This window comes from Roseburia sp. (genome assembly GCF_041325975.1).
GTDB classification, from domain to species: Bacteria; Bacillota; Clostridia; order Lachnospirales; family Lachnospiraceae; genus Roseburia; species Roseburia rectibacter.
The window spans coordinates 284,676-306,073 of the sequence record NZ_JBGLEJ010000005.1 but is presented as its reverse complement, the minus strand read 5'-3'; the positions used below and the strand labels follow the sequence as shown (position 1 = coordinate 306,073).

Genomic DNA, 21,398 nt, shown 5'->3' with positions numbered 1-21,398 from the left:
TAGTAACTTTAATTCTGCTGTGCCCCGATTGCTTTGATCGTCCCGGTCACAAGTGCCTTGAATTTCGGAGCAACGGCATCCGCTGTCTCCTGGACTTCCGCGTGGGATAATGGAATTGCCGAGATCCCGCTTGCAAGGTTGGAAATGCAGGAAATTCCAAGCACTTTCATTCCCATATGTTTTGCTGCGACCGCCTCACAGGCAGTGCTCATGCCGACTGCATCGGCACCTAATGTGCGGCACATAGCGACTTCATGCGGTGTCTCAAACTGCGGTCCGGAAAGCTGGATATAAGTCCCCTCTTTGATCTGGATATCAAGTGCTGCCGCTGTATGTTTTACAGTCTCCTGCAGATCTAAGTCATAGATCTGGCTCATATCCGGGAAACGCACACCGAGTTCCTCAATATTGGCTCCCCTGAGCGGTGACGGTACAAAACTTGCGATCTGGTCTTTGATCAGCATGAAATCTCCGGCACGCATGCCAAGCTGGATACCGCCTGCAGCATTCGTAAGGAGCAGTACCTCTGCGCCCATCATTTTCATCAGACGTACCGGCAGTACAACATCACTCATCTCATATCCCTCATAATAATGCACACGCCCCTGCATGCACACAACCGGAACATCATCCACATATCCGAAGATAAATCTGCCCTTATGCCCCGGAACCGTCGACACCGGGAAGCCTTCGATATCACGATAATCTAACGTGTCCACCACGCGGATATCATCCGCATAATCGCCAAGACCGGAACCTAAGATCAATGCCACCTTTGGAGTGAAATCAATTTTTGACTTATAACTATCATAGCATTTTAATAATTTTTCATATACAGGATTCATAATACCTCCATTCTTCTGCCTGCCCTCTATTTTCTGTCAACTCAGGATTCATTATATTCTTCCCATTTTTCTTTTTGTTGTTCGCAACACTGTCATTTTCGATTATAACAGAAGAAATCATAAAATCCAATCTCCATCCTAAACAAAAGCTGATTTTCCCCGATATATTTTGTAAGAAAATAACATAGGAATGGAGAAAATTTATGACTCAGCTCAATCTTTCCGGCTTAAAAAAGATTTTAAACCCATCTTCCGGCAAAAGAAATGTGGTCGACCAGATCACAGACCGTTTATCAAAATCTTCCATCGGTCTTTCTTCCGGTGATAATATTTTAAATGCAGGCAGTGTTTCCGGCATGGATGCCTTTGACCTGACGCAGAACATCTCCGAGCTTTTAAGCCCCGCCTGCGGCATGACCGACGAGGAAAAGCAGGCAGAATTAGCAAGGATCCAGGCAAAATTAAAAAGCGGGAAAAAACTGACCGAAGAAGAAATGCGTTTTCTTCAGGCAGTAGATCCCCAGCTCTATATGCAGGCAGCCAGAATCCAGGCGATGCGCGACTCTCTTGAACAGCAGTTAGAACACTGTAAAAGCAAGGAAGAGGCTGCCAAAATATTTTCAGATACCATGTCGATGGTGAGTGACAAGGATCCCATGAAAGAATACATTGTCGCCGCTTATCAGGATGCCTACAACGAATTTCAAAAAAGCGGGAAATACCAGCATCTCCCGCAAAAATCATCCGATGATAATAAATCTGATCCTTTAGTCACACTCAATAAACCTGCTGATCTTTTCACCGACAGCACCGATGACCGGTCCAAGGGTAAATCCCATCAGGATCGTTACGATTCCGATCTTGCCACCAAATAAAAATGCAATCACGATGATAGTAAAGTCAAATGCCATCCGCACTAGCCGAAACGGCACCTTCGGCACCCATTTTGCAATGATAAATGCAATCGCATCATACGGTGCTGTTCCTAATTTCACATCCATATACACTGCTGCCGCCACAACAAATATCGCCAATGCCGGAATCAGTACTAAAATGCGCACTGCCATCGAATCAAACAATCCCACCGGCAATGTCTTTTCCCATACCCAAGAAAAAAACTGCAGCGAATAGCCGACCAGAAACATATTTGCAAGTGTTCCAAATCCGATATTTTCTCTGCCTAAAAAAATGACAAAAATAAATATGACCGTATTAAGCAGTGCCTGCCAGTTTCCGATTCCCATCCCCAGTTTTTCAGAAATGGCAAGATTCATGCTGGTACACGGATCTGTTCCCAGATCCACAAGTACCAGCAATGACAAGGAAAATCCCATTACAATCACTGCTAAGGTCACCGCTGTCAGTCTTAGTCCAAAATTCTTTTTCTGATACATTCCCTGAATGAATTTTTTCATCTGTTTTTCTCTTTTCTCTCTTATTTTTCGTCTATATAATGTACATTCCATGAACATTCTACGATCATGAATAATAATACCGCATCAAATGATGATGCATACCATGCCACCATTATTATCATTGACAATTTTCTGCATAGTATCCTGCAATTTCATCTGACATTCATCATCCATCATTGCAATTTTATTGCGGATGCCATCTTCCATCAGTTCTCCGACCGATTTACCGAAAATATTTGTTTCCCATGCGCCCTCTTTACTCTGCTGTCCTTGTTTAATATAGGATATCAGATCATTTGCCTGCTCCTCACTTCCGACGATCGGTGCGATCTCAGTTTCAATATTGGCGCGTATCATATGGATCGATGGTGATACCGCTTTCATTTTTACACCAAATTTATTGCCATGCCGGATCAGAACCGGCTCTTCCATTTGAATATCGGAAAGTCCCGGACTGACAACCCCATAGCCTTTTACCTGTACTGATTTAAAAGCATCTGACACTTTTTCATAAGCCTCTTTCTGTCCTGCCATTTCTCTTATCATAGAAATCAGCTCGTATTCGCCTGCGATCGGCACACCGGTCAGTTCACTCATATTTTCATAGTAATATTTATCGTCTAAGTCCATCCGCACCGTCACCCGCCCGGTTGCAAGATCCGTCTCGTCGATCTTGATCTGCGATACATACTGCTCCGGCGTAAACGTAAGTGCCCTTACATCTCCCGTCTTATGCATGCTGTCTAAGATCCCTGTGGCAGTTTTAATGATCTCCGCTTTCATCGGGTGCTCCGGCTTTAACATTTCTGTCCATTTCGGAATAAAAAATTCGACACGTGTCACCGGGAACTCACAGAGGATATTCTCTAAAATGCGGACAATATCATCTTTCCGCAGTTGTTCACAGTTCACAGGTAAAACAGCAGTCTGATATTTTTCTTTCAGACCTGATGCCAGTTCCCTTGTCTCATCACTGTATGGTTTCTGCGAATTTAACAGAATGACATACGGCTTTGCAATCGCATTCAGCTCATCTATTGTCTGTTCTTCCGCTTTCACATACGCACTGCGTGGCAGTTCCCCGATTGAGCCATCGGTTGTCACAACAATTCCGATCGTTGCATGATCCCGGATCACTTTCTGGGTACCGATTGATGCCGCTGTTGTAAAAGGAATCTCCTGCTCTGACCATGGCGTTTTTACCATGCGGCTTTCATTTCCCTCCATATGCCCGGATGCACCTTCCACCATAAATCCGACGCAGTCGATCAGACGTACCTTTATCTTCGTCTGTGCGGCAGCTCCCTGTATTGCAGTCCCCTGCAGTACAGACTGTGGAAGTGCCGGCTGTGACATGCCGGTGCTGCCGGATGACAGTTCCGGCAAAACAATCTCTGCTGCTTCCTGTGGAATAAATTTCGGTTCCGTCGTCATGATTGTTTTTCCTGCTGCGGACTGTGGCAGTTCATCCATGGTACGCTCTTTCGCATGTTCATCTTCCATAAAAGGAAGTACCATTAGATCCATAAAACGCTTAATGAACGTGGATTTTCCGGTTCGCACCGGACCTACAACTCCTATGTAAATTTCTCCATTGGTACGGGTATTAATATCCCGGTATAAGTCAAATTCTCTGTTATCACTGAAATGTTCCATCAGATATTCTCCTCCATATGTTGTAACATTTTATGAAGAAGAATGCCTGTTTATGACGGCAGCATACCAAATCCCGTTATTTGAGCACGCAAAGTTTTCCCGGCAGACAACGGAAATGGACTTCCGCAACTTCACCACAGTATTCTCCATCTGCATGCACAACCATCGGACGGCTTAAGTGTATCGTGCAGTCTTTTGCATCCGTCACTGAAAACCCATGAATAGAGGTATGTTTCGCTGCCACCAGAAATGGCAGGCAGAGAAACGTTCTCCATTTCGGGATTCCTGCTGCTTCACAGAATGACAGTTTCCCATCACAGGCAGATGCTGCCGGTGCCATTGGCACACCGCCTCCCTCGGCCTTAAAATTCATTGCCGCGGTAAATATCATTCTTTTTTTCTGTATGCTTTCCTCTTTGTCAAAAACAATTTCCATATCTGCGGTCTGCATTGTAAATAAAGACTGTACTGTCAAAACCAGATATGTCAGCTTTCCAAGCCGGATTTTGTTTAAAATATCTTTAATCGTTGATTTTAATGCTTTTTTACAGACTAAGGCATCAAGCCCGATTCCTGAACTGATGGCAAACAGTCTTTTTTTATCACCAAAGATTACCTCACCTAAATCCATACACCAGGTATCCTCACGTGTTTTTTTCATTGCATTTAAAATATGTACAATTCCGTTTTTCGGATCTTTCGAAAGTGCTAATCCTCTGGCAAGATCATTGCCGGAACCGGTCGGTATCACTCCGAAACGTACTTTTTCAAAATCTGTGATCCCATTGATCACCTCATTTGCCGTTCCGTCTCCACCGACTGCAACCAGACAGATATCGTCATCATCCATGGCACATATCTCGCCCGCAAGTTTTCCGGCATGTCCACGGTACTCGGATACAAATACCTGATAAGAAACATTTCTTACCTTAAGCACTTCCTCTATATCTTTCCAGATCTGCTTTGCATTTCCACTCTTTGACTTTTCATTGACAATAAAATACAGCATGTAGCCCCCACGTATAATATTTTTATGGCATTTTCTGCCTTTATGAATGTTATTTTAAAACATTTTCCGACAAAAAGGAACCCACAATATAAAAAGGGGATCACAGCCTGCTACATGCTGAGATCCCCAAAAACCTTTTTCACTTATAAACATTTTGATTTATTATTTTTCCACTGCAGGCACTTCTGCTTCATCTGCCTCTTCTTCCGGCTCCTTGTTCAGTCGTCCATACATCTCCATATATTTATAGAGACGTTTTGCAAGTTTTCCGGTGATCTGGTCTGAAGTTGCTCTCCACTCCCAGTTACCGCCGAGTGTGGACGGTGTATTCATACGTCCCTCGGAACCGATTCCGATCAGATCCTGCATCGGAACGATCGCCATATCTCCGACTGATGCCCATGCACCGCGCATCATACCCCAGTTAAAACCTTCTTCCTCCGTGAGATTTAAGTACTCTTTCGCAAATTTAACACTTGCCTTCGGTGCTGTCTTCATCCAGCCCATCAACGTATCATTGTCATGTGTTCCGGTATATACGACACAATGTTTCTCATAGTTGTGTGGCAGATAATCACTGCCCTCTCTTGAATCAAATGCGAACTGGATGACCTTCATTCCCGGGAAACCGGAATCTTTTACCAGCTTCAAAACAGATGGTGTTAAAAATCCAAGATCCTCCACAATGATATTTAACTTGCCGAGTTTTTTCTCTAAGGTCTCAAACAGATCCATGCCAGGGCCTTTTCTCCACTCACCGTTTCTTGCTGTATCGTCTTTTGCCGGGATCGCATAGTAAGAATCGAAACCGCGGAAATGATCGATACGGACGATATCGTATAATTTTGACATTGCTTTTACACGCTTCGTCCACCAGCTGTAGCCGTCTTTTTTCATAGCATCCCAGCGGAATAACGGATTACCCCAGAGCTGTCCGTCTGCCGAAAATGCATCCGGCGGGCAGCCTGCTACATCGATCGGATTTAACTCCTCATCGAGATAAAACTGTCCCGGATTTGCCCAGACATCAGCACTGTCTCCGGCAACATAGATCGGCACGTCACCGATGATCTCAATGCCAAGATCATTGACATACGCTTTTAAATCCCACCACTGTTTAAAGAACAGATACTGTAACATTTTATAAAACGCAATATCTTCTGCATAGGTAACCCGCGCTTCTTTTAAGGCTTCCGTTTTTCTGGTTTTTAAGTCTTTTTCCCACTCAAACCATGCAACACCGCCGTTAGCATCTTTTAATGCCATAAAAAGTGCATATTCATCCAGCCACTCTGCTTCATCCTTGCAGAATGCTGCAAAATCTTCCGGCTCATTTTTCCTGAACCTGTCATATGCTTTCTTTAACAAAGGATAACGTGAGACATACATCTGACCATAATCCACATACTGCGGATTGGTTCCCCACGAAAATGATTCACATTCTTTTTTTGTCAGTAATTTTTCTTTGCAAAGATATTCTAAATCAATAAAATAAGGATTACCTGCAAAGCTGGAAAAAGACTGATACGGGGAATCTCCGTAGCTGGTCGGACAGATTGGCAGGATCTGCCAGTATTTCTGACCTGCCTTTTTCAAAAAATCTGCAAATTTTCTTGCTTCTTTTCCCATAGTACCGATTCCGTAAGGAGACGGCAGGGAAGATATGTGCATCAGCACACCGCTGGTCCTCATAATATTTGTTCCTCCTACTATCTATATGTGTTACCTGATTTTTTGAATACTCTCTCCACTCGCCAGTTCAAACGGGACGATCTCATGGATCTGACTCCTTTTTAACTCAATCTGTCCAAACAGGATCTCAACACTTCTGGTTGCAAGCGTCTGATACTGCTGTTTGATCGTTGCAAGTTTTGGATTGTAATATTCTGCCAGTGCAGTTCCGTCAAATCCGATAACCGACACATCCTCCGGCACACGGTATTCTAAATCCCGCAATGCACGGATCGCACCGATCGCCATGACATCTGACATAGCAAACACCGCTGTGATATCCGGGCATCGTGCGATCAGACGTTTCATCGCACGATATGCACTGTCATAGGAAAATCGTGCTTTTTCGTAACTTTTCTCTGGCACAAACACCATATCATGCTCAAGAAAGCTCTGCTGACAGCCAATAAACCGCTGATGACTGGTGTATGATTTTTCAATATCACCACCTAAAATACCGATTTTTGTATGCCCTGCATCAAATAACGCATCCACTGCACATTTTGCAGCGGCAATATCGTCTGTCGCAACAGAAGAAAGGTTTGGAAAATCCATCTGGTCTGCAAGGTTTGTCACAAGCACACACGGCACATCGACCTGCGCAAATTCTTTTTTGAAATACTCCGGATTACCTCCTAAAAAGAGCAGTCCAAGCGGCTTTCTCTCCCTGCAGAGGAGAACTGCCTGCTCCACCTCATCTGCATCCTCATCTAAATAGGATACGATCAGCGTATAGTCTGTATTTTCAATCATACACTGGATTTCTTCCACGATGCTGGCAAAAAGCATATTTTGGATACCTTTTACCAGCACACCAATGGATTTGGAATTACTCTGTTTTAGATGTTTCGCGTTATTGTTTGGCACAAAATTATACGCTGCGACTACTTTTTCGATTTTCTTTTTTGCATCCGGACTGACATCATTTCTGTGATTCAGCACACGTGACACGGTACTGACGGAATATCCTGATTCCCTGGCTATGTCTTTTATCGTAACCATATTTTTCATTCCTGTCTACTATTTTTTCGTATTTTTTCGTAAAATTTGAATTTTTGTCAAATTTCAACAAAAAATATACATTTCTTAATAATATATCAGCCTTTTACCGCTCCTGCAACTACTCCTTCAATAATATATTTCTGACAGATTCCATAAAAAATGATGATCGGGATGATTGCGAGTACCAGCATCGCCATCATGGTACCCCAGTCTACCGCACCGTAACCGCCTTTTAAATACTGGATTACAATCGGGATCGTCTTATATTTTTTCAGGTCAAGTACCAGATACGGCAACAGATAATCATTCCAGATCCACATTGCCTGTAAGATTGCAACCGTGATAACCGTTGGTTTCATGATTGGGAATACGACCTGGAAGAAGGTCTGGATGGGTGTACAGCCATCGATCATGGCGGCCTCCTCGATCTCTAACGGAATGCTCTTTACAAATCCACAGAACATAAATACCGCAAGCCCTGCTCCAAATCCCAGATATACTAATATAATACCGATCGGGTTGCTCAAATGCATCATGTTTGCCAGCTTAGATAACGGGAACATTACCATCTGGAACGGCACGATCATGGAGAAAAGACATAACATGTAAAGTGCCATGGTAAATTTATTATGTACTCTGGTGATAAACCATGCACACATGGATGTGCAGAATATGATCACTGCCACGGAACCTACCGTGATAATAACCGAGTTACCGAACGCTGCAAAGAAATTCGTCTTCTCAATTCCCTTTACAAAGTTTGTCATACCGAAGAAAGAACGCTCATCCGGAAGTGCAAAAGGACTTTTCATAATAAATCCTTTTTTCTTTAACGAGTTGATCAACACCAAAAAAATCGGATACAGATAAAATACAGCTAAAATGCTGAAAAACAGTGTCAGTATCCATCCGTGTTTTGCACGCCTTACTGCACTTACCTGATTGTCTGTCTGTTTTGCCATTACTGCTGTACCTCCTTACTTCTGGTCAGACGGTTCTGTGCCAGTGCGATAACTGCCACTATGATAAAGAAGATCACCGCCTTCGCCTGTCCGACACCTTCCCATCCATTTCTTCCATAAAATGTATCAAAGATATTTAACGCAAGCATCTGTGAATTGTTTGACGGCTCTCCTGCTGTCAATGCAAGGTTCTGGTCGAACAGCTTAAAGGAGTTCGTCAGTGTCAGGAATGTACAAATCGTGATGGATGGCATAACCATCGGAATCGTTACTTTCTTTAACAGCTGCCAGCTGTTTGCACCATCCATCTTTGCTGCCTCGATCAGTTCACCCGGAATGTTCTGGATACCCGCAATATAAATGATCATCATATAACCGATCTGCTGCCAGTTCATCAAAACGATCAGTCCCCAGAAACCATATGAGGAAGAATAGGTCAATGTTTTTCCGAAGTTTGCCAGAATTCCGTTTAAAAGGATCTGCCAGATATATCCTAAAACGATACCTCCGATCAGGTTCGGCATAAAAAATACAGTTCGGAACACATTTGTTCCCTTAATTCCCTTTGTTAAAAGCATCGCTATGGTAAATGCAAATACATTGATCGTAAGCACTGATACCACCGTAAATAATGCGGTATACCACAGCGCATGTACAAATGTTGGATCGGTAAATACACGCAGGTAATTTTTCAGTCCGACAAATGACGCATCCGTTACTGTGGTAAATTCACAAAATGATAAATAGATACCCATAAGAAAAGGAACTATAAAACCTATGGTAAATGCCACTAAAGTCGGGAGCGCAAAAATTGGAAAATATTTTTTTATTGATTTCTCCATAGTCTTTAACCTCTCATAAATCCGTTCAATCTCTAAATGCAGTTCTTTCAGAAAATTTCCTTTATATATGGTTTGTGCGGTATCGGCACAGATACCGCACAAATTGTTACTGTTCACACATACTGTGTGAGCAGTAACGATTACAGCCCATTTTAAATGCATCTTCGATGCATAGGGCTGTAATCTGGCATGATATAGTCTTTGGCGCACAGCTTGACAGCAAGTGTCAAGCTTGCGAGTGAACAGTAACCACAAATTTACTATTTTCTAAAAGAGGAGTTATTATTTACTGTCCGTTTGCTGCTGCATACTCAGTTGCCCAGCCGTCTACGAATGCACTTACAACTGCATCCCAGTCACCGGTACCCTGTGCATACTCAAGTAATGCAGAACCAACGCCATCTTTCCATGTCTCAGAAGGAATGGTTGAGAAGTTCCATGAAACAGGAGTCTTGCCATCTGCAATATACTGGTTTGCATCCTGAATGAATACGTTGTCAGCTACATAATCTCCGGTAAATGTTAAGAATGGTGTTGTAAATCCCATTGCATGCGCCATGGAGTCACGTCCTTCATCCGAATTAATTACCCAGCTTAAGAAATCAAGTGTTGCCTGAATATCTTCCTCCGAAGCCTGTTTGTTTACACACCAGTAGTTTTCGGAACCTGTGCAGAGTCCCTGATTTTCTTCACCAGGAGCACCAATGTAAATCGGCATCATGCCCATATCATCTGCTGTTACTAAATATCCATTATCCTCGTTTGTCAGATTGCCATACTCCCATGTACCATTCTGATAGAATACTGCTTCTTCCATACCGAACTCTGACTCAGCTTCATCACCTGTTTTGCTTGAAAGAACGCCCGGCTCACAGGTAGAATCTGTGATGTATAAATCCCAGATCTGTTTGTAATTATCAAGGTATGTTCCCTCGATCGCATCTGTGCTTGTGATGCCTTTGTCTTTGTATTCATAGTAAATTGGAAGATTTGCAAGATGTGTCTTAAATCTCCAGTCAGAAGATCCATCCATACCTGCGGATGTGAATGCACCCTGAAGATCGTATCCGAACTGGCTGTTGATCTCATCTTTTCTCGCCTGAATATCATCTGCCACTGCTTTTAATTTGTCAAAGCTGTTGATCTCATCCGGAGAAGAAATCACTGCGTTATCCATGGTACAGTAATCATTTAAAATCTTCTTATTGTAAATGATACCGTATGTCTCGAGCACATATGCGACACCGGAAACCTCGCCGGCATCATTCTTTAATGCAAAATCTTCACTTGAAAGCTGTTTGCAGATCTCGCTGTCAGATAAGTCGTAGCAGTAATCTTTCCAGTTTGCAAGTCCTACCGGTCCATTTACCTGAAATAATGTAGGAGCTTCGCTCTTTGCCATCTCAGATTTTAATGTCTGCTCATATGTACCATCTGCAGCCGTGATAACCGTTACCGGTACACCGGTCTGCTCAGTATAGATACCTGCTAAATCCTGCCATGCCTGATCCTGCTCCGGTTTGAAGTTCAGATAATATACAGAACCGCTTCCCGATGCACTGTCTGCAGTCTGCCCTGCATCAGATGCCTCTGTTGTCTTTGCAGCCTCTTCTGTCTTGTTTCCTGCGTTTGCCGTTCCGGAAGTATTCCCCGTATTTCCGTTACCACATCCTGCAAACATGGTTGCTAACATAGCGGATGCTAACATCACTGATAAAACTTTTCTTTTCATCTTTTTTACCCTCCTGAAATTGTGTATGATATCTCGTGAAACGTTTCCGGTATTGTTTGCGGTAATGCTTCCGGTAACGTTTTCATTTGATAGTCAGATTATAAGACGCTATTCAAAAAAACGCAATACCATTTTGACATTTTCAATGTTTTATCTAAATATTGCATCCTGTTTTTGTGCATATTGCACTTGTTATTGTTTTATATTGTAAAAAAGGAAGGAAAATGCTAAGATTTTGTTAGGAAATATTCAGAATGAGAACTCGTGTGATGGCATCTCTTCGCAGCAAGTTGCTCAGAAATGGGGATTATTATGAAAGAAATCATCAGACATAAGATAAAGCATAATTTAAAACGAATCGAAACTTCTATTAAATGGGTTTTATTTGCGATCATCTCCGGTGTTGTTGCCGGCGGTGCAGGAACATTATTTTATTTTGGTATGACATTAGTTACACTCATCCGCATCAAACATCCATGGCTTATTTTTCTGCTTCCATTTGGAGGTCTCGTGATCGTTGGCTGTTACCGTCTGCTGCATGACGAACATGACACAGGAACAAATCTCGTAATCTCTGCGATCCATTCTGACGATAATCTGCCGCTTAAAATGGCACCGTTAATTTTTATCTCCACACTGATCACACATCTGTTCGGCGGTTCTGCAGGCCGTGAGGGTGCTGCTCTGCAGCTTGGCGGAAGCATCGGTAACGGAATTGGTAAACTGTTTCATTTTGACGACAAGGACAAACATATTATGATCATGTGCGGCATGAGTGCCTGTTTCTCCGCATTGTTTGGCACACCTATGGCTGCTGCTATTTTCTCCATGGAAGTTGTCAGCGTCGGCATTATGTATTATGCGGCATTGGTTCCGTGTGTGATATCTTCCCTTGTCGCTCACGGGATTGCTGTTTCTTTCGGAATCTCACAGGAACTTTTTCTGATCGATTCCATTCCATCCTTTGGAATTGGCAACGCTGTCCGAATCTGTGTGTTAGCAATTCTCTGTGCCGGCATCAGCATCCTTTTCTGCGTGATGCTGCACCAATCCGAGGCACTTTATAAACGCTTTTTTAAGAACCCATATGTCCGGGTTTTCGTCGGTGGATGTATTGTGATCGTGCTCACGCTTCTCGTCGGCAACCAGAATTATAACGGAACAGGCGTCAATATCATTGCGCAATGCATCGATGGCACCGTACGCCCGGAAGCATTTTTACTGAAAATGATTTTTACAGCCGCCACACTTGGTGCCGGCTATAAAGGCGGTGAAATTGTACCTTCCTTTTTCACAGGCGCAGCTTTTGGATGTCTGTTCGGAAACCTGCTTGGTTTTTCCCCTACACTCTGCACCGCTGTCGGCATGGCTGCTGTATTCTGCGGTGTGACCAACTGCCCGATCACCTCTCTTCTGATCAGTTTTGAGCTGTTTGGTTATGATGGAATGCCATATTTTTTACTTGCAGTTGCTTTCAGTTATATGCTTTCCGGCTATTTCGGACTGTATCACAGCCAGAAGATCATTTATTCAAAATATAAGACCAATTATATCAATAAGCGGACGGAATAACGCTATATTTAAAAGGCAGATCAATCCATTGGAAAAATTGATCTGCCTTTTTTATTGACGATATAGAATATTTTTAAAGTATATTGATCACTTGTAAGTAATATAAGCCTTATATCCAAGAGTCCATTGTTGCGGTAATCGTAACAGTTCCTTTCTTTTTTGCTTTTACGACTCCTTTTGATGTTACGATCGCAATTTTTTATCTGAACTTTTCCATGTAACATTTTTAGATGCTTTTTGGGGACTGACACTCTTTACTTTCAGTTTTACTTTGCTTCCAACCGTAGTACTGACCGCTTTTTTACTTAATGTAATTTTGACCGGTTTCCTGGTTGCAGCCTGCACTTTCTCTGTCTGCCATCCCACCATTCCGGAAACAACAAGCATAACGATCAGTGCCCATGCCATAGCCTGGCGCAAAAACAGGCAGAACCTCGTCTGCCTATTTTTTGCGTAATATTTCTTCTGCATTTTTCCGCCACATTTCATAACTACATAATCCTTCCTTATACCATCTACATTTTCCACAACTTCTCGTAAACTCTTTTGCATCCATTTTTCCGGCTGCATCCAGTAATAATTCGTAATAAGAATAGCTTTTATTTTCTTCCCATTCGAATAACTTTAACAGCTCCAGATCTTTGATCTTCACATGATTTTTTTCATCAAGACATGTATCATCCGGTGTCCGGTTCGGGCAGCGCGCACAGATCATATCAGGATCTGTCACAAGAATAAGTGCTCCATCTAAATTATCTTTCAGTTCATGCACTTTCTGTGTCATATTATCACAAAATGCCCCACTATACCCTTCCCCCTGGTAAAGAACGGTGCATAAAATATGGTGAACGCGAAACTTTTTCATAGATATGTCGCCTTTAAGCTGCTTTTGCATCCTGCAAAATATTTCCTGCGCGAAGTGCCTTACGCACAGCGATCGCAACCAGATAAGCACCAACCACGGAAATCACATCTTTTACAAGATACGGCAGTGACACAGCAACCAAAGATGCACCAAGTGTAATCTTCGCCAAAACTGCATACTGGATCGCACCAAGCAGATGACAGATGATCAGTCCTGCCAATCCAAGGACAATCTTTACTGCTGCATTTTTTCTGTGCACAGAAATACCACATAATAAAGTCAGAAAGATAAATCCAAAAATAAATCCACCTGTATAGCCAAATAACACGCCCGGTCCTGCACTCATTCCTGCAAAAATCGGAACACCAACAGTTCCCAGTACAATATAAAGCAATGTTGCTGAAATTCCAAGCTGCCATCCTAACACATACCCACATAACGCCATTGCAAATGTCTGCAGCGTGATTGGAACACCTGTCGGCATCGGAATCTGAAGAATGGAAAGAACTGCAAGAACCGCAGTAAACATTCCAACGGTAACGATTGTTTTTGTTGAAATTTTCATGTTTCTCCTCTTTTCTGCGGACAAAACATTTTCCGCTTTTGTTTCTTTACAGTCTATTCCGATTCTCTTTTATTGTCAACCTTTTCATATATATTGTTTACATTTCATCATTTGCAGGTCACTGTTCAATCGCTGTCAAGCTATACTCCAAAGACTATATTTTACCAGATCACAGCAAAAACAGCTTCAGCACTTCCTGTTTTTTCCAAAGATCACATCATAATTAATATTATTATAAAAAATATCGTTCGGATCTACGCTGCAAAGATCAAAATTTCCAAGCATCCACATCGTTTTTGCGATCACAGATTCTAATGTCATATCATAGGACTCTAAAAAACGGCAGTACTTCTTCATATCATGACCGACCTCGTATACTGTCATATCGCTTCCCTCATGAGCCACCTGCGTCGCCATAACAACCAGTTTGTCAGGGTACTGCCTGCATAACCGGTAAAATTCATCAGCTATTGATTTTGGTATGCCGCCCACACCAAAACTTTCCACAATGATACAGTCATAATTTTCAAAAATACTCTGTAAAACTCTAGGTCTGATGCCAGGGATCAGTTTCATCAAAAAAATATTTTCATCAAGTTCTTCATAAAACCGTACTTCATCCTCATAAGGGAGCATCGGCAGATAACGCATAATATTCCCATCCTGAATGACTGCCAGTGACGGAAAATCAATACTCGAAAACGCATTATAACTTTTGGATCTGACCTTCTTTGCACGCGTTCCGGCGATAACTTTACCATCAAAAACGATCTGCACACCCTGTGATTTTTCATCTGACGCATACAAAAAACTATCAATCAGATTTGACTTTGCATCCGTGATCTCAAGATCGATCGGTTTCTGTGCTCCCGTGATCACGATCGGCTTCGTTGAATTCTGGATCATATATGATAACGCTGCTGCTGTATACGCCATCGTATCTGTGCCATGGGCAATTACAAATCCATCATAAGCATCATAATATTCCCGGATCGCATGCACGATCTTTTTCCAGTGCTTTGGCTCCATATTAGAACTGTCAAGATTTAATAACTGTATCGCGGATACCTCACAGAATTCTTTTACCTGTGGAATGTACTCTAATAATTCTTCCGGTGTGATCTGCGGTTTTAAACCATTTTCAGATTTTTTAGAAGCAATCGTACCTCCTGTTGCAAGTAATAATATCTTTTTCTTTGCCGGCATTTTATCTGTCTCCATTCCTATATGATCGCTCTTATGTCAGCAAGAAGTGCATCGATATTTTCTTCTTTCGTTGCCCAGCAGGTACAAAAACGGACTGCACTGTGTGTTTCATCCACTCTTGCCTGATATGCAAAACTGTATTTTTCTCCCAGTTTCTCTAACACATCATCCGGCAAGACCGGAAACTGCTGGTTTGTCGGGGAATCAATATAAAATGTTACCCCCATTTTTGTCAGTTCATCTTTTAATTTTTCTGCCAGATGTGCTGCATGTGCCGATATCTCAAAATAACGGTTTTCTTCAAATAAAGTCAGGAACTGGATGCCCAGCAGTCTTCCCTTTGCTAACATACCGCCACGCTGTTTGATGTTATACCGGAAATCCTTTTTTAACTCCGGATTGGTGATCACAACAGCTTCTCCGAATAATGCGCCTACTTTGGTTCCTCCAATATAGAAAACATCCGTATTCGCTGCAATGTCAGCCATCGTCAGATCATTTTCCCTGCATGCAAGACCGTAACCGAGTCTTGCACCATCCAAAAACAGATACAGGTCATTTTCCCTGCACACACGGTATAATGTCTCAAGTTCTGCTTTTTTATAAATAGTACCAAGTTCTGTAGGATTGGAAATATATACCATTTTGGGCTGCACTGTATGTTCAAAACTCTCATCTGCAAAATGCGCTTTTGTATATTTTAAAACCTGTTCTGCTGTCAGTTTGCCATCCGGCGTCTCGATTGTCAGACATTTGTGTCCGCACGCTTCAAGTGCACCTGTTTCATGTACATTGATATGTCCGGTTGTCGCCGTGATGACTCCCTGATATGATTTTAATGCGGATGCAATGACCGTAACATTTGTCTGTGTTCCTCCCACCAGAAAATGCACATCTGCATCCGGTGCAAGGCAGACAGCTTTTATCCGTTCTGCCGCCTCTCTGCAATATTCATCCTCTCCATATCCTGCTGTCTGCTCCATGTTTGTCTCTTCGAGTTTTTTTAAAATTGCCGGATGGCAGCCTTCCGTATAATCGCTGTTAAATCGTATCATTGCTTCTCTCCTGTTTCATTATGAATTTGAAACTCTGACTAATTCCTCAAGTTTTTTCATTGCTTTTCCGGAGTCGATCGTTTCTGCAGCTAATTTTACACCAGATTCTATGGAATCTGCAACCCCTCCGATATAAAGAGTAGCTCCGGCATTCAAAAGAACGATATCTCTTTTCGCTCCTTTTTCTTCTCCACTTAAAATTGCTTTCGTAATGGCTGCATTCTGCACACCATCCCCACCGCGCAGCTCTTCTAAGGAAACCCTCTTTAATCCAAACTGTTCCGGGGTTACTTCATAAGTTTTAACATCATCGCCATTGATCTCGGATACGGTAGTCGTGCCGCTTAATGTAAATTCATCCATATTGTCATTTCCACTGATGACAAATCCGCGCTCTACACCAAGTTTACTCATTGCTTTTGCTATTTTTTCCGTCAATGCCGGACTGTATACACCAACGACCATATTTTTTGCACGCGATGGATTCGCTAACGGTCCTAAAATATTAAATACGGTACGGACTCGCATCTCTTTTCTCGCCTGACCGACATACTTCATGGATTTATTGAAAAGCTGGGCAAACATGAAACCGATGCCAACTTCATCAACACATTTCTGAACCAGTGCAGGTTCTGCCATGATATTGACTCCAAGTGCCTCAAGCACATCCCCGGCACCGGATTTCGAGGAAATCGAACGGTTTCCATGCTTTGCGACCGGAAGTCCTGCCGCTGCAACAACGAAGGCAGATGTTGTTGAAATATTAAATGTATAGGTACAGTCTCCACCTGTTCCGACCAGATCCACATAGTTTTCTGCCCTTGGTGTGATCGTCTCGGCTTTATCCCGCAATACCGATGCAAGACCGATCAGTTCCTCTAATGTTTCCCCTTTCATACGCATCGCTGTTAAAAATGCTGCGATCTGTGCCTGTGTCGCCTCTCCACTGAGCATGATCTCCATTGCTTTTTTTGCTTCTTCTTCAGTTAAATCTTTTCCATCTACAACTTTTGCTATGTATTCTTTCATGATGATCCTCCCTGTTTTGCGGAGCAAAATGCGACTGCCTTTGCAGGAGCAGAGGATTTTCCTCCCTGTTTTGCGGAGCAAAATGCATGCTATGTTTTTTATAGCATTTGCCTCTTGCAGGAGCAATGCCCAGCATGCAGTGCATGATTTTCCTCCCTGTTTTTATTTAAAGCTGATTTAATTCTTTCTTAAATGTGCTGCAATATTCTGCTGCCACTTTTGTGCTGTAATCATTTTCCTCCATCAGACGGATAAAATGGCTTCCGACGATCGCACCATCGATCGTATCCTTCATCGGCTTCACATCCTCTGCCGTACGGATGCCAAATCCCATCATAACCGGGATCTTTGATGCCTCCTTAACTCTCTTAAGATAACTTAAAACCTCCTTATGAAACTCTGCTCCCTGACCTGTCACTCCCATGGATGACACACAGTATACAAATCCTTTTGCACCGTCTAATATCTTTGGAATACGATCGCCTGAAACAGGTGAAACAAGCTGAATTAATATCGTCGTATCATCCTGATTTAAATATTGGTTTATTTCTTCCTGCTCCTCGAAAGGAAGATCCGGGATGATCAGTCCATCTACACCAACCTCATTACATTTTTTTACAAACGCCTCTACTCCGTAATGCAGTACCGTGTTGTAATACATCATAAAAACGATTGGAAGTTCAGAGCCTTCTTTTCTTAACTCTTCTACCGTCACAAATACCTTTTTCAGATTAATACCGTTACAGATTGCTTTATAGGACGCATCCTGGATAACCGGACCGTCTGCCACAGGATCGGAAAACGGGATTCCGAGTTCCACCACATCAAGTCCTGCCTCCTCCTGCGCTTTTAAAAGTTTCTTTGTGCCCTCCAGATCCGGAAGTCCCGCTGTGATATAGGTAATAAATGCCTTTTCTCCCTTTTCCTGTAAGGCTTTCATTTTTGCTTCAATACGATTCATATCTGCTATTTTCCTTTCTTTTCTGAAACCATGTTTCTATATTTCCGCTCTGATCCATGACAATAGAATGTCTGCGAATCGTACATTCTATTATTTACTATTTTTATATCAGTTCAGGTAGCCTTTTCCAGCAAGATAATCAGCGATCGTATTGACATCTTTATCTCCACGTCCTGACAGACAGATGATCATTGTCTTATTCTTTGCTTCCTCTGCTCCCAGTTTTTCGGTAAGCTCTTTCGCATATTTACATGCATAAGCTACGGCATGCGCACTCTCGATCGCAGGAATGATACCCTCTAATTTACAGAGTTCCATTAACGCATCCATTGCCTCTGTATCGGTAACGGAAACATATTCTGCCCTTCCTGTGTCCCTGAGATAAGCGTGTTCCGGTCCGACACCCGGATAATCAAGTCCTGCGGAGATGGAATGTGCCAGTTTTACATTTCCATCTTCATCCTGCAGGAGATAAGAACGCATTCCGTGTAAAACTCCCGGCTCACCAAGTGCCATTGCAGAAGCGTGCTCCCCTGTCTCGATTCCTTTTCCGGCTGCTTCGACACCGATCAGCTTTACCGATGGCTCCTCAATAAAATCTGCAAACATTCCGATGGAGTTAGAACCGCCTCCCACACATGCCATCACAGCATCCGGCAGTTTATGTTCTACTTCCAGGAACTGTTTTTTCGCCTCTTTACTGATCACGCTCTGAAATTCCTTGACCATCTTCGGATATGGATATGGACCTACCGCAGAACCGATGATATAAAATGTATCTTCGGCTGTCTTTGCCCAGGTACGGATTGCCTCATTGGTGGCATCCTTTAATGTATTGCTGCCGGAACGGACGCTGACGACCTTTGCGCCTAACATTTCCATTCTCATAACATTTAATGCCTGACGCTTAATGTCTTCCTCACCCATATAAACCGTACATTCCATATCAAACAAAGCTGCACCTGTCGCTGTTGCCACACCATGCTGTCCTGCACCGGTCTCTGCAATTACCTTCTTTTTTCCCATTCGTTTTGCAAGTAATATCTGTCCGATGACATTGTTGATCTTATGTGCCCCGGTGTGATTTAAATCTTCACGTTTTAAATAGATCTTTGTGCCATATCTTTCACTGAGACGTTCTGCAAAATAAAGAGGTGTCTCGCGTCCCACATACTGTTTTAAATAATAGTAATACTGTTTCATAAACTCTGGATCATGGATTGCCTCCTCAAATGCTTTGTCTAATTCCTCTAATGTATTCATCAGAGACTCTGCTACATACTGTCCTCCAAATTCTCCATAATATGCTTTCTGGTTCATAGTTTTATTTCCTTTCTTAGATTGATCTGCTTTATATAACACTTTGCACCTTTTGTACAAATTTCTGTATTTTTTCTTTGTCCTTTCCGCTTCCTGTTCCAGGCTTTTTCTCCACTCCGGAACTTACATCTACAATATTCGGTGCAAAAATATGGATTCCACGGCTGACATTATCCGGGTTCAGTCCTCCCGCAAGTACAAACTGGATATTCCATGCCTTAAGTATCTGCCGGAAATGTCTGAATTTTTCCTCTCCTTCTCCCTGCAAAAAGGCATCCCATCCAAACGTTTTTCCGCTTCCAAATTCTTTTGCATCCATAAGAAGCGCTGTAATCTTTTCTTTCCCCATCAGCTTTTTTTCCTGCGTGAAAGGACTTTTTCTATTCAAAGACAGATTCGTATATTCCCGTGCAATTTTTTCAAATATACCTTCATCCGTCATATTGACTGCCTGCCAGACTGGAATTTCTGCCGCTGTAAGGACTTCTTCTGTCAGACTTCCATGTACCTGCAAGATATCAAATCCTGCATCCATGATCTGTTCTACCAGCTTTACATCCGGACTTACCGTGACGGCAACTTTTTTTATATTTTCATTTAATTTCTCAAACAGCTCACTTACTTTACGAATCGGAACATACCGGCTGCTTTTCTCATACAGGACAAATCCGGCATAAGAAACATCTTCCTCATTCAGCCATCTAATTTCTTCTTTTCCTGTGATCCCACAGATCTTAATCTGCACACTTTTTTGTTCCGGCATCACGCACCCCCTCTTTTCTAAAATGCAGCTTATTTTAATCTCCATTTCAAAACCACTTCAGATTTGTATCTTCCAGCAAGGATATTGTTCATGCCTTCCAGCGCTTTGCAACCTCCTTTGGATGCTCTGCCTCCATCAGCGCCCTGCCGATCAGAAATGCATCCACACCACACTCCTTTAAAAGCTCTACATCCGCATCCTCTAAGATGCCGCTCTCTGCCACTAACACTTTATCCTCTGGTACCAGCTTTGAAAGCCGCACTGTCGTGTCAAGGCTGATCGTAAAATCTTTTAAATTCCGGTTGTTGACACCGATGATATCCGCATCCATCTTCAGCGCCCGCTCCAGTTCCGCCTCATCATGCACTTCTACCAGTGCATCCAGTTCCAGTTCTTTCGAAAGCTGATAAAAATCTTTCATCTGTGCATCATCCAGAATCGCTGCGATCAAAAGCACCGCATCCGCACCGATTGCCTTTGCCTCATAAAACTGATAAGGATCGATCATAAAATCTTTTCTTAAAATCGGAAGCTCCGTGATCGTTCTTATTTTTTTCAGATAATCCACGTTTCCATCAAAATGATCTTCCTCTGTCAGACAGGAAATCGCATCCACTGATTCATTGTATTCATCAATCCGGTCCAGTAAATTTATCTTACTTTTTATTTTACCAAGACTTGGAGATGCGTTTTTAAATTCTCCGATAATGGAGATCCCGCTCTTACTTAACGCATCATGGAAACTGTGTTTTTTCCCTTCATATATTTCTGCCAGCTCACGCATTTTTATCTCACTGATATTCTTTTTGTGCTCCGGCAGACGTTTCTTTTTATCCTCTACGATGACATCCAGTATCATGACTTCCTC

Annotated in this window: 21 protein-coding genes; 2 read left to right on the top strand and 19 right to left on the bottom strand. The window is 42.5% G+C overall.

Annotation, left to right across the window (positions count from 1 at the left end; genetic code table 11):
* Positions 1 to 8 precede the first annotated feature (8 nt).
* Positions 9 to 845 carry a purine-nucleoside phosphorylase gene (locus tag ACDD58_RS12695; RefSeq protein WP_117919093.1) on the bottom strand — a complete coding sequence of 279 codons (837 nt, stop codon included), beginning with the start codon at positions 843 to 845 and terminating at the stop codon, positions 9 to 11.
* A 203-nt stretch (positions 846 to 1,048) separates the two neighbouring features.
* On the opposite strand from ACDD58_RS12695, the gene ACDD58_RS12690 reads away from it, so the two are divergent.
* Positions 1,049 to 1,720, top strand: a complete 672-nt coding sequence (locus ACDD58_RS12690) for a hypothetical protein (RefSeq protein WP_370777781.1) — start codon at positions 1,049 to 1,051, stop codon at positions 1,718 to 1,720.
* Here the strand turns inward: ACDD58_RS12690 and ACDD58_RS12685 are convergent.
* The 8 genes from ACDD58_RS12685 to ACDD58_RS12650 form a co-directional block, all read right to left on the bottom strand.
* Complete coding sequence (locus ACDD58_RS12685) at positions 1,613 to 2,260, bottom strand: YitT family protein (protein WP_118209007.1); 648 nt, start codon at positions 2,258 to 2,260, stop codon at positions 1,613 to 1,615. The genes ACDD58_RS12690 and ACDD58_RS12685 overlap by 108 nt on opposite strands.
* An 84-nt stretch (positions 2,261 to 2,344) precedes the next feature.
* The gene (locus ACDD58_RS12680; protein WP_370777779.1) at positions 2,345 to 3,916 is read right to left on the bottom strand and encodes a stage IV sporulation protein A; all 1,572 of its coding nucleotides are present in this window, start codon (positions 3,914 to 3,916) and stop codon (positions 2,345 to 2,347) included.
* 76 nt (positions 3,917 to 3,992) lie between these two features.
* Positions 3,993 to 4,925, bottom strand: coding sequence for a diacylglycerol kinase family protein (locus ACDD58_RS12675; protein ID WP_118209009.1), 933 nt, complete (start codon positions 4,923 to 4,925; stop codon positions 3,993 to 3,995).
* A 162-nt stretch (positions 4,926 to 5,087) separates the two neighbouring features.
* Entirely contained in the window at positions 5,088 to 6,617 is a 1,530-nt protein-coding gene (gene malQ / locus ACDD58_RS12670) for a 4-alpha-glucanotransferase (RefSeq protein WP_370777777.1), read from the bottom strand.
* A 30-nt stretch (positions 6,618 to 6,647) separates the two neighbouring features.
* On the bottom strand, positions 6,648 to 7,667 hold the full coding sequence (locus ACDD58_RS12665; protein ID WP_186899527.1) for a LacI family DNA-binding transcriptional regulator: 1,020 nt from the start codon (positions 7,665 to 7,667) through the stop codon (positions 6,648 to 6,650).
* A gap of 86 nt (positions 7,668 to 7,753) precedes the next feature.
* The gene (locus ACDD58_RS12660; RefSeq protein ID WP_015520530.1) at positions 7,754 to 8,620 is read right to left on the bottom strand and encodes a carbohydrate ABC transporter permease; all 867 of its coding nucleotides are present in this window, start codon (positions 8,618 to 8,620) and stop codon (positions 7,754 to 7,756) included.
* A complete protein-coding gene (locus tag ACDD58_RS12655; protein ID WP_117919294.1) occupies positions 8,620 to 9,462 on the bottom strand; it encodes a carbohydrate ABC transporter permease in 843 nt (280 codons plus the stop codon). Before ACDD58_RS12655 ends, ACDD58_RS12660 begins: the two co-directional genes overlap by 1 nt.
* 286 nt (positions 9,463 to 9,748) lie before the next feature.
* Positions 9,749 to 11,194: an ABC transporter substrate-binding protein gene (locus ACDD58_RS12650; protein WP_370777774.1), complete on the bottom strand. Its 1,446-nt coding sequence runs from the start codon at positions 11,192 to 11,194 to the stop codon at positions 9,749 to 9,751.
* 312 nt (positions 11,195 to 11,506) lie between these two features.
* Here ACDD58_RS12650 and ACDD58_RS12645 point away from each other — a divergent pair, with 312 nt between their 5' ends.
* Entirely contained in the window at positions 11,507 to 12,766 is a 1,260-nt protein-coding gene (locus tag ACDD58_RS12645) for a chloride channel protein (protein WP_370777772.1), read from the top strand.
* Between the two features lie 183 nt (positions 12,767 to 12,949).
* Here ACDD58_RS12645 and ACDD58_RS12640 read toward each other — a convergent pair whose 3' ends face one another.
* The 10 genes from ACDD58_RS12640 to trpC form a co-directional block, all read right to left on the bottom strand.
* The gene (locus tag ACDD58_RS12640) at positions 12,950 to 13,237 is read right to left on the bottom strand and encodes an Ig domain-containing protein (protein WP_370777770.1); all 288 of its coding nucleotides are present in this window, start codon (positions 13,235 to 13,237) and stop codon (positions 12,950 to 12,952) included.
* Positions 13,209 to 13,631 carry a DUF1284 domain-containing protein gene (locus tag ACDD58_RS12635; RefSeq protein ID WP_370777768.1) on the bottom strand — a complete coding sequence of 141 codons (423 nt, stop codon included), beginning with the start codon at positions 13,629 to 13,631 and terminating at the stop codon, positions 13,209 to 13,211. The genes ACDD58_RS12640 and ACDD58_RS12635 overlap by 29 nt, the downstream gene beginning before the upstream one ends.
* Positions 13,632 to 13,644: 13 nt before the next feature.
* A complete protein-coding gene (locus tag ACDD58_RS12630; RefSeq protein WP_370777766.1) occupies positions 13,645 to 14,196 on the bottom strand; it encodes a biotin transporter BioY in 552 nt (183 codons plus the stop codon).
* 186 nt (positions 14,197 to 14,382) lie between these two features.
* Complete coding sequence (locus tag ACDD58_RS12625; protein WP_370777764.1) at positions 14,383 to 15,402, bottom strand: asparaginase; 1,020 nt, start codon at positions 15,400 to 15,402, stop codon at positions 14,383 to 14,385.
* A 17-nt stretch (positions 15,403 to 15,419) separates the two neighbouring features.
* Positions 15,420 to 16,457, bottom strand: a complete 1,038-nt coding sequence (locus tag ACDD58_RS12620; protein WP_118209013.1) for a low specificity L-threonine aldolase — start codon at positions 16,455 to 16,457, stop codon at positions 15,420 to 15,422.
* An 18-nt stretch (positions 16,458 to 16,475) separates the two neighbouring features.
* Entirely contained in the window at positions 16,476 to 17,486 is a 1,011-nt protein-coding gene (trpD, locus tag ACDD58_RS12615) for an anthranilate phosphoribosyltransferase (RefSeq protein ID WP_370777763.1), read from the bottom strand.
* Positions 17,487 to 17,652: 166 nt separating this feature from the next.
* The gene (trpA, locus tag ACDD58_RS12610; RefSeq protein WP_370777761.1) at positions 17,653 to 18,447 is read right to left on the bottom strand and encodes a tryptophan synthase subunit alpha; all 795 of its coding nucleotides are present in this window, start codon (positions 18,445 to 18,447) and stop codon (positions 17,653 to 17,655) included.
* Between the two features lie 108 nt (positions 18,448 to 18,555).
* Entirely contained in the window at positions 18,556 to 19,767 is a 1,212-nt protein-coding gene (gene trpB / locus ACDD58_RS12605; RefSeq protein ID WP_370777760.1) for a tryptophan synthase subunit beta, read from the bottom strand.
* Positions 19,768 to 19,798: 31 nt separating this feature from the next.
* Positions 19,799 to 20,530, bottom strand: a complete 732-nt coding sequence (locus tag ACDD58_RS12600) for a hypothetical protein (protein ID WP_370777758.1) — start codon at positions 20,528 to 20,530, stop codon at positions 19,799 to 19,801.
* Positions 20,531 to 20,618: 88 nt separating this feature from the next.
* Positions 20,619 to 21,389, bottom strand: a complete 771-nt coding sequence (gene trpC, locus ACDD58_RS12595) for an indole-3-glycerol phosphate synthase TrpC (RefSeq protein ID WP_117919062.1) — start codon at positions 21,387 to 21,389, stop codon at positions 20,619 to 20,621.
* Between the last annotated feature and the right edge of the window lie 9 nt (positions 21,390 to 21,398).

Coding starts and splice junctions, on each gene's coding strand:
- ACDD58_RS12695 (WP_117919093.1), bottom strand. CDS start 845: ATGAATCCTGTATATGAAAAATTATTAAAATGCTATGATAGTTATAAG.
- ACDD58_RS12690 (WP_370777781.1), top strand. CDS start 1,049: ATGACTCAGCTCAATCTTTCCGGCTTAAAAAAGATTTTAAACCCATCT.
- ACDD58_RS12685 (WP_118209007.1), bottom strand. CDS start 2,260: ATGAAAAAATTCATTCAGGGAATGTATCAGAAAAAGAATTTTGGACTA.
- ACDD58_RS12680 (WP_370777779.1), bottom strand. CDS start 3,916: ATGGAACATTTCAGTGATAACAGAGAATTTGACTTATACCGGGATATT.
- ACDD58_RS12675 (WP_118209009.1), bottom strand. CDS start 4,925: ATGCTGTATTTTATTGTCAATGAAAAGTCAAAGAGTGGAAATGCAAAG.
- malQ (WP_370777777.1), bottom strand. CDS start 6,617: ATGAGGACCAGCGGTGTGCTGATGCACATATCTTCCCTGCCGTCTCCT.
- ACDD58_RS12665 (WP_186899527.1), bottom strand. CDS start 7,667: ATGAAAAATATGGTTACGATAAAAGACATAGCCAGGGAATCAGGATAT.
- ACDD58_RS12660 (WP_015520530.1), bottom strand. CDS start 8,620: ATGGCAAAACAGACAGACAATCAGGTAAGTGCAGTAAGGCGTGCAAAA.
- ACDD58_RS12655 (WP_117919294.1), bottom strand. CDS start 9,462: ATGGAGAAATCAATAAAAAAATATTTTCCAATTTTTGCGCTCCCGACT.
- ACDD58_RS12650 (WP_370777774.1), bottom strand. CDS start 11,194: ATGAAAAGAAAAGTTTTATCAGTGATGTTAGCATCCGCTATGTTAGCA.
- ACDD58_RS12645 (WP_370777772.1), top strand. CDS start 11,507: ATGAAAGAAATCATCAGACATAAGATAAAGCATAATTTAAAACGAATC.
- ACDD58_RS12640 (WP_370777770.1), bottom strand. CDS start 13,237: ATGCAGAAGAAATATTACGCAAAAAATAGGCAGACGAGGTTCTGCCTG.
- ACDD58_RS12635 (WP_370777768.1), bottom strand. CDS start 13,631: ATGAAAAAGTTTCGCGTTCACCATATTTTATGCACCGTTCTTTACCAG.
- ACDD58_RS12630 (WP_370777766.1), bottom strand. CDS start 14,196: ATGAAAATTTCAACAAAAACAATCGTTACCGTTGGAATGTTTACTGCG.
- ACDD58_RS12625 (WP_370777764.1), bottom strand. CDS start 15,402: ATGCCGGCAAAGAAAAAGATATTATTACTTGCAACAGGAGGTACGATT.
- ACDD58_RS12620 (WP_118209013.1), bottom strand. CDS start 16,457: ATGATACGATTTAACAGCGATTATACGGAAGGCTGCCATCCGGCAATT.
- trpD (WP_370777763.1), bottom strand. CDS start 17,486: ATGAAAGAATACATAGCAAAAGTTGTAGATGGAAAAGATTTAACTGAA.
- trpA (WP_370777761.1), bottom strand. CDS start 18,447: ATGAATCGTATTGAAGCAAAAATGAAAGCCTTACAGGAAAAGGGAGAA.
- trpB (WP_370777760.1), bottom strand. CDS start 19,767: ATGAACCAGAAAGCATATTATGGAGAATTTGGAGGACAGTATGTAGCA.
- ACDD58_RS12600 (WP_370777758.1), bottom strand. CDS start 20,530: ATGCCGGAACAAAAAAGTGTGCAGATTAAGATCTGTGGGATCACAGGA.
- trpC (WP_117919062.1), bottom strand. CDS start 21,389: ATGATACTGGATGTCATCGTAGAGGATAAAAAGAAACGTCTGCCGGAG.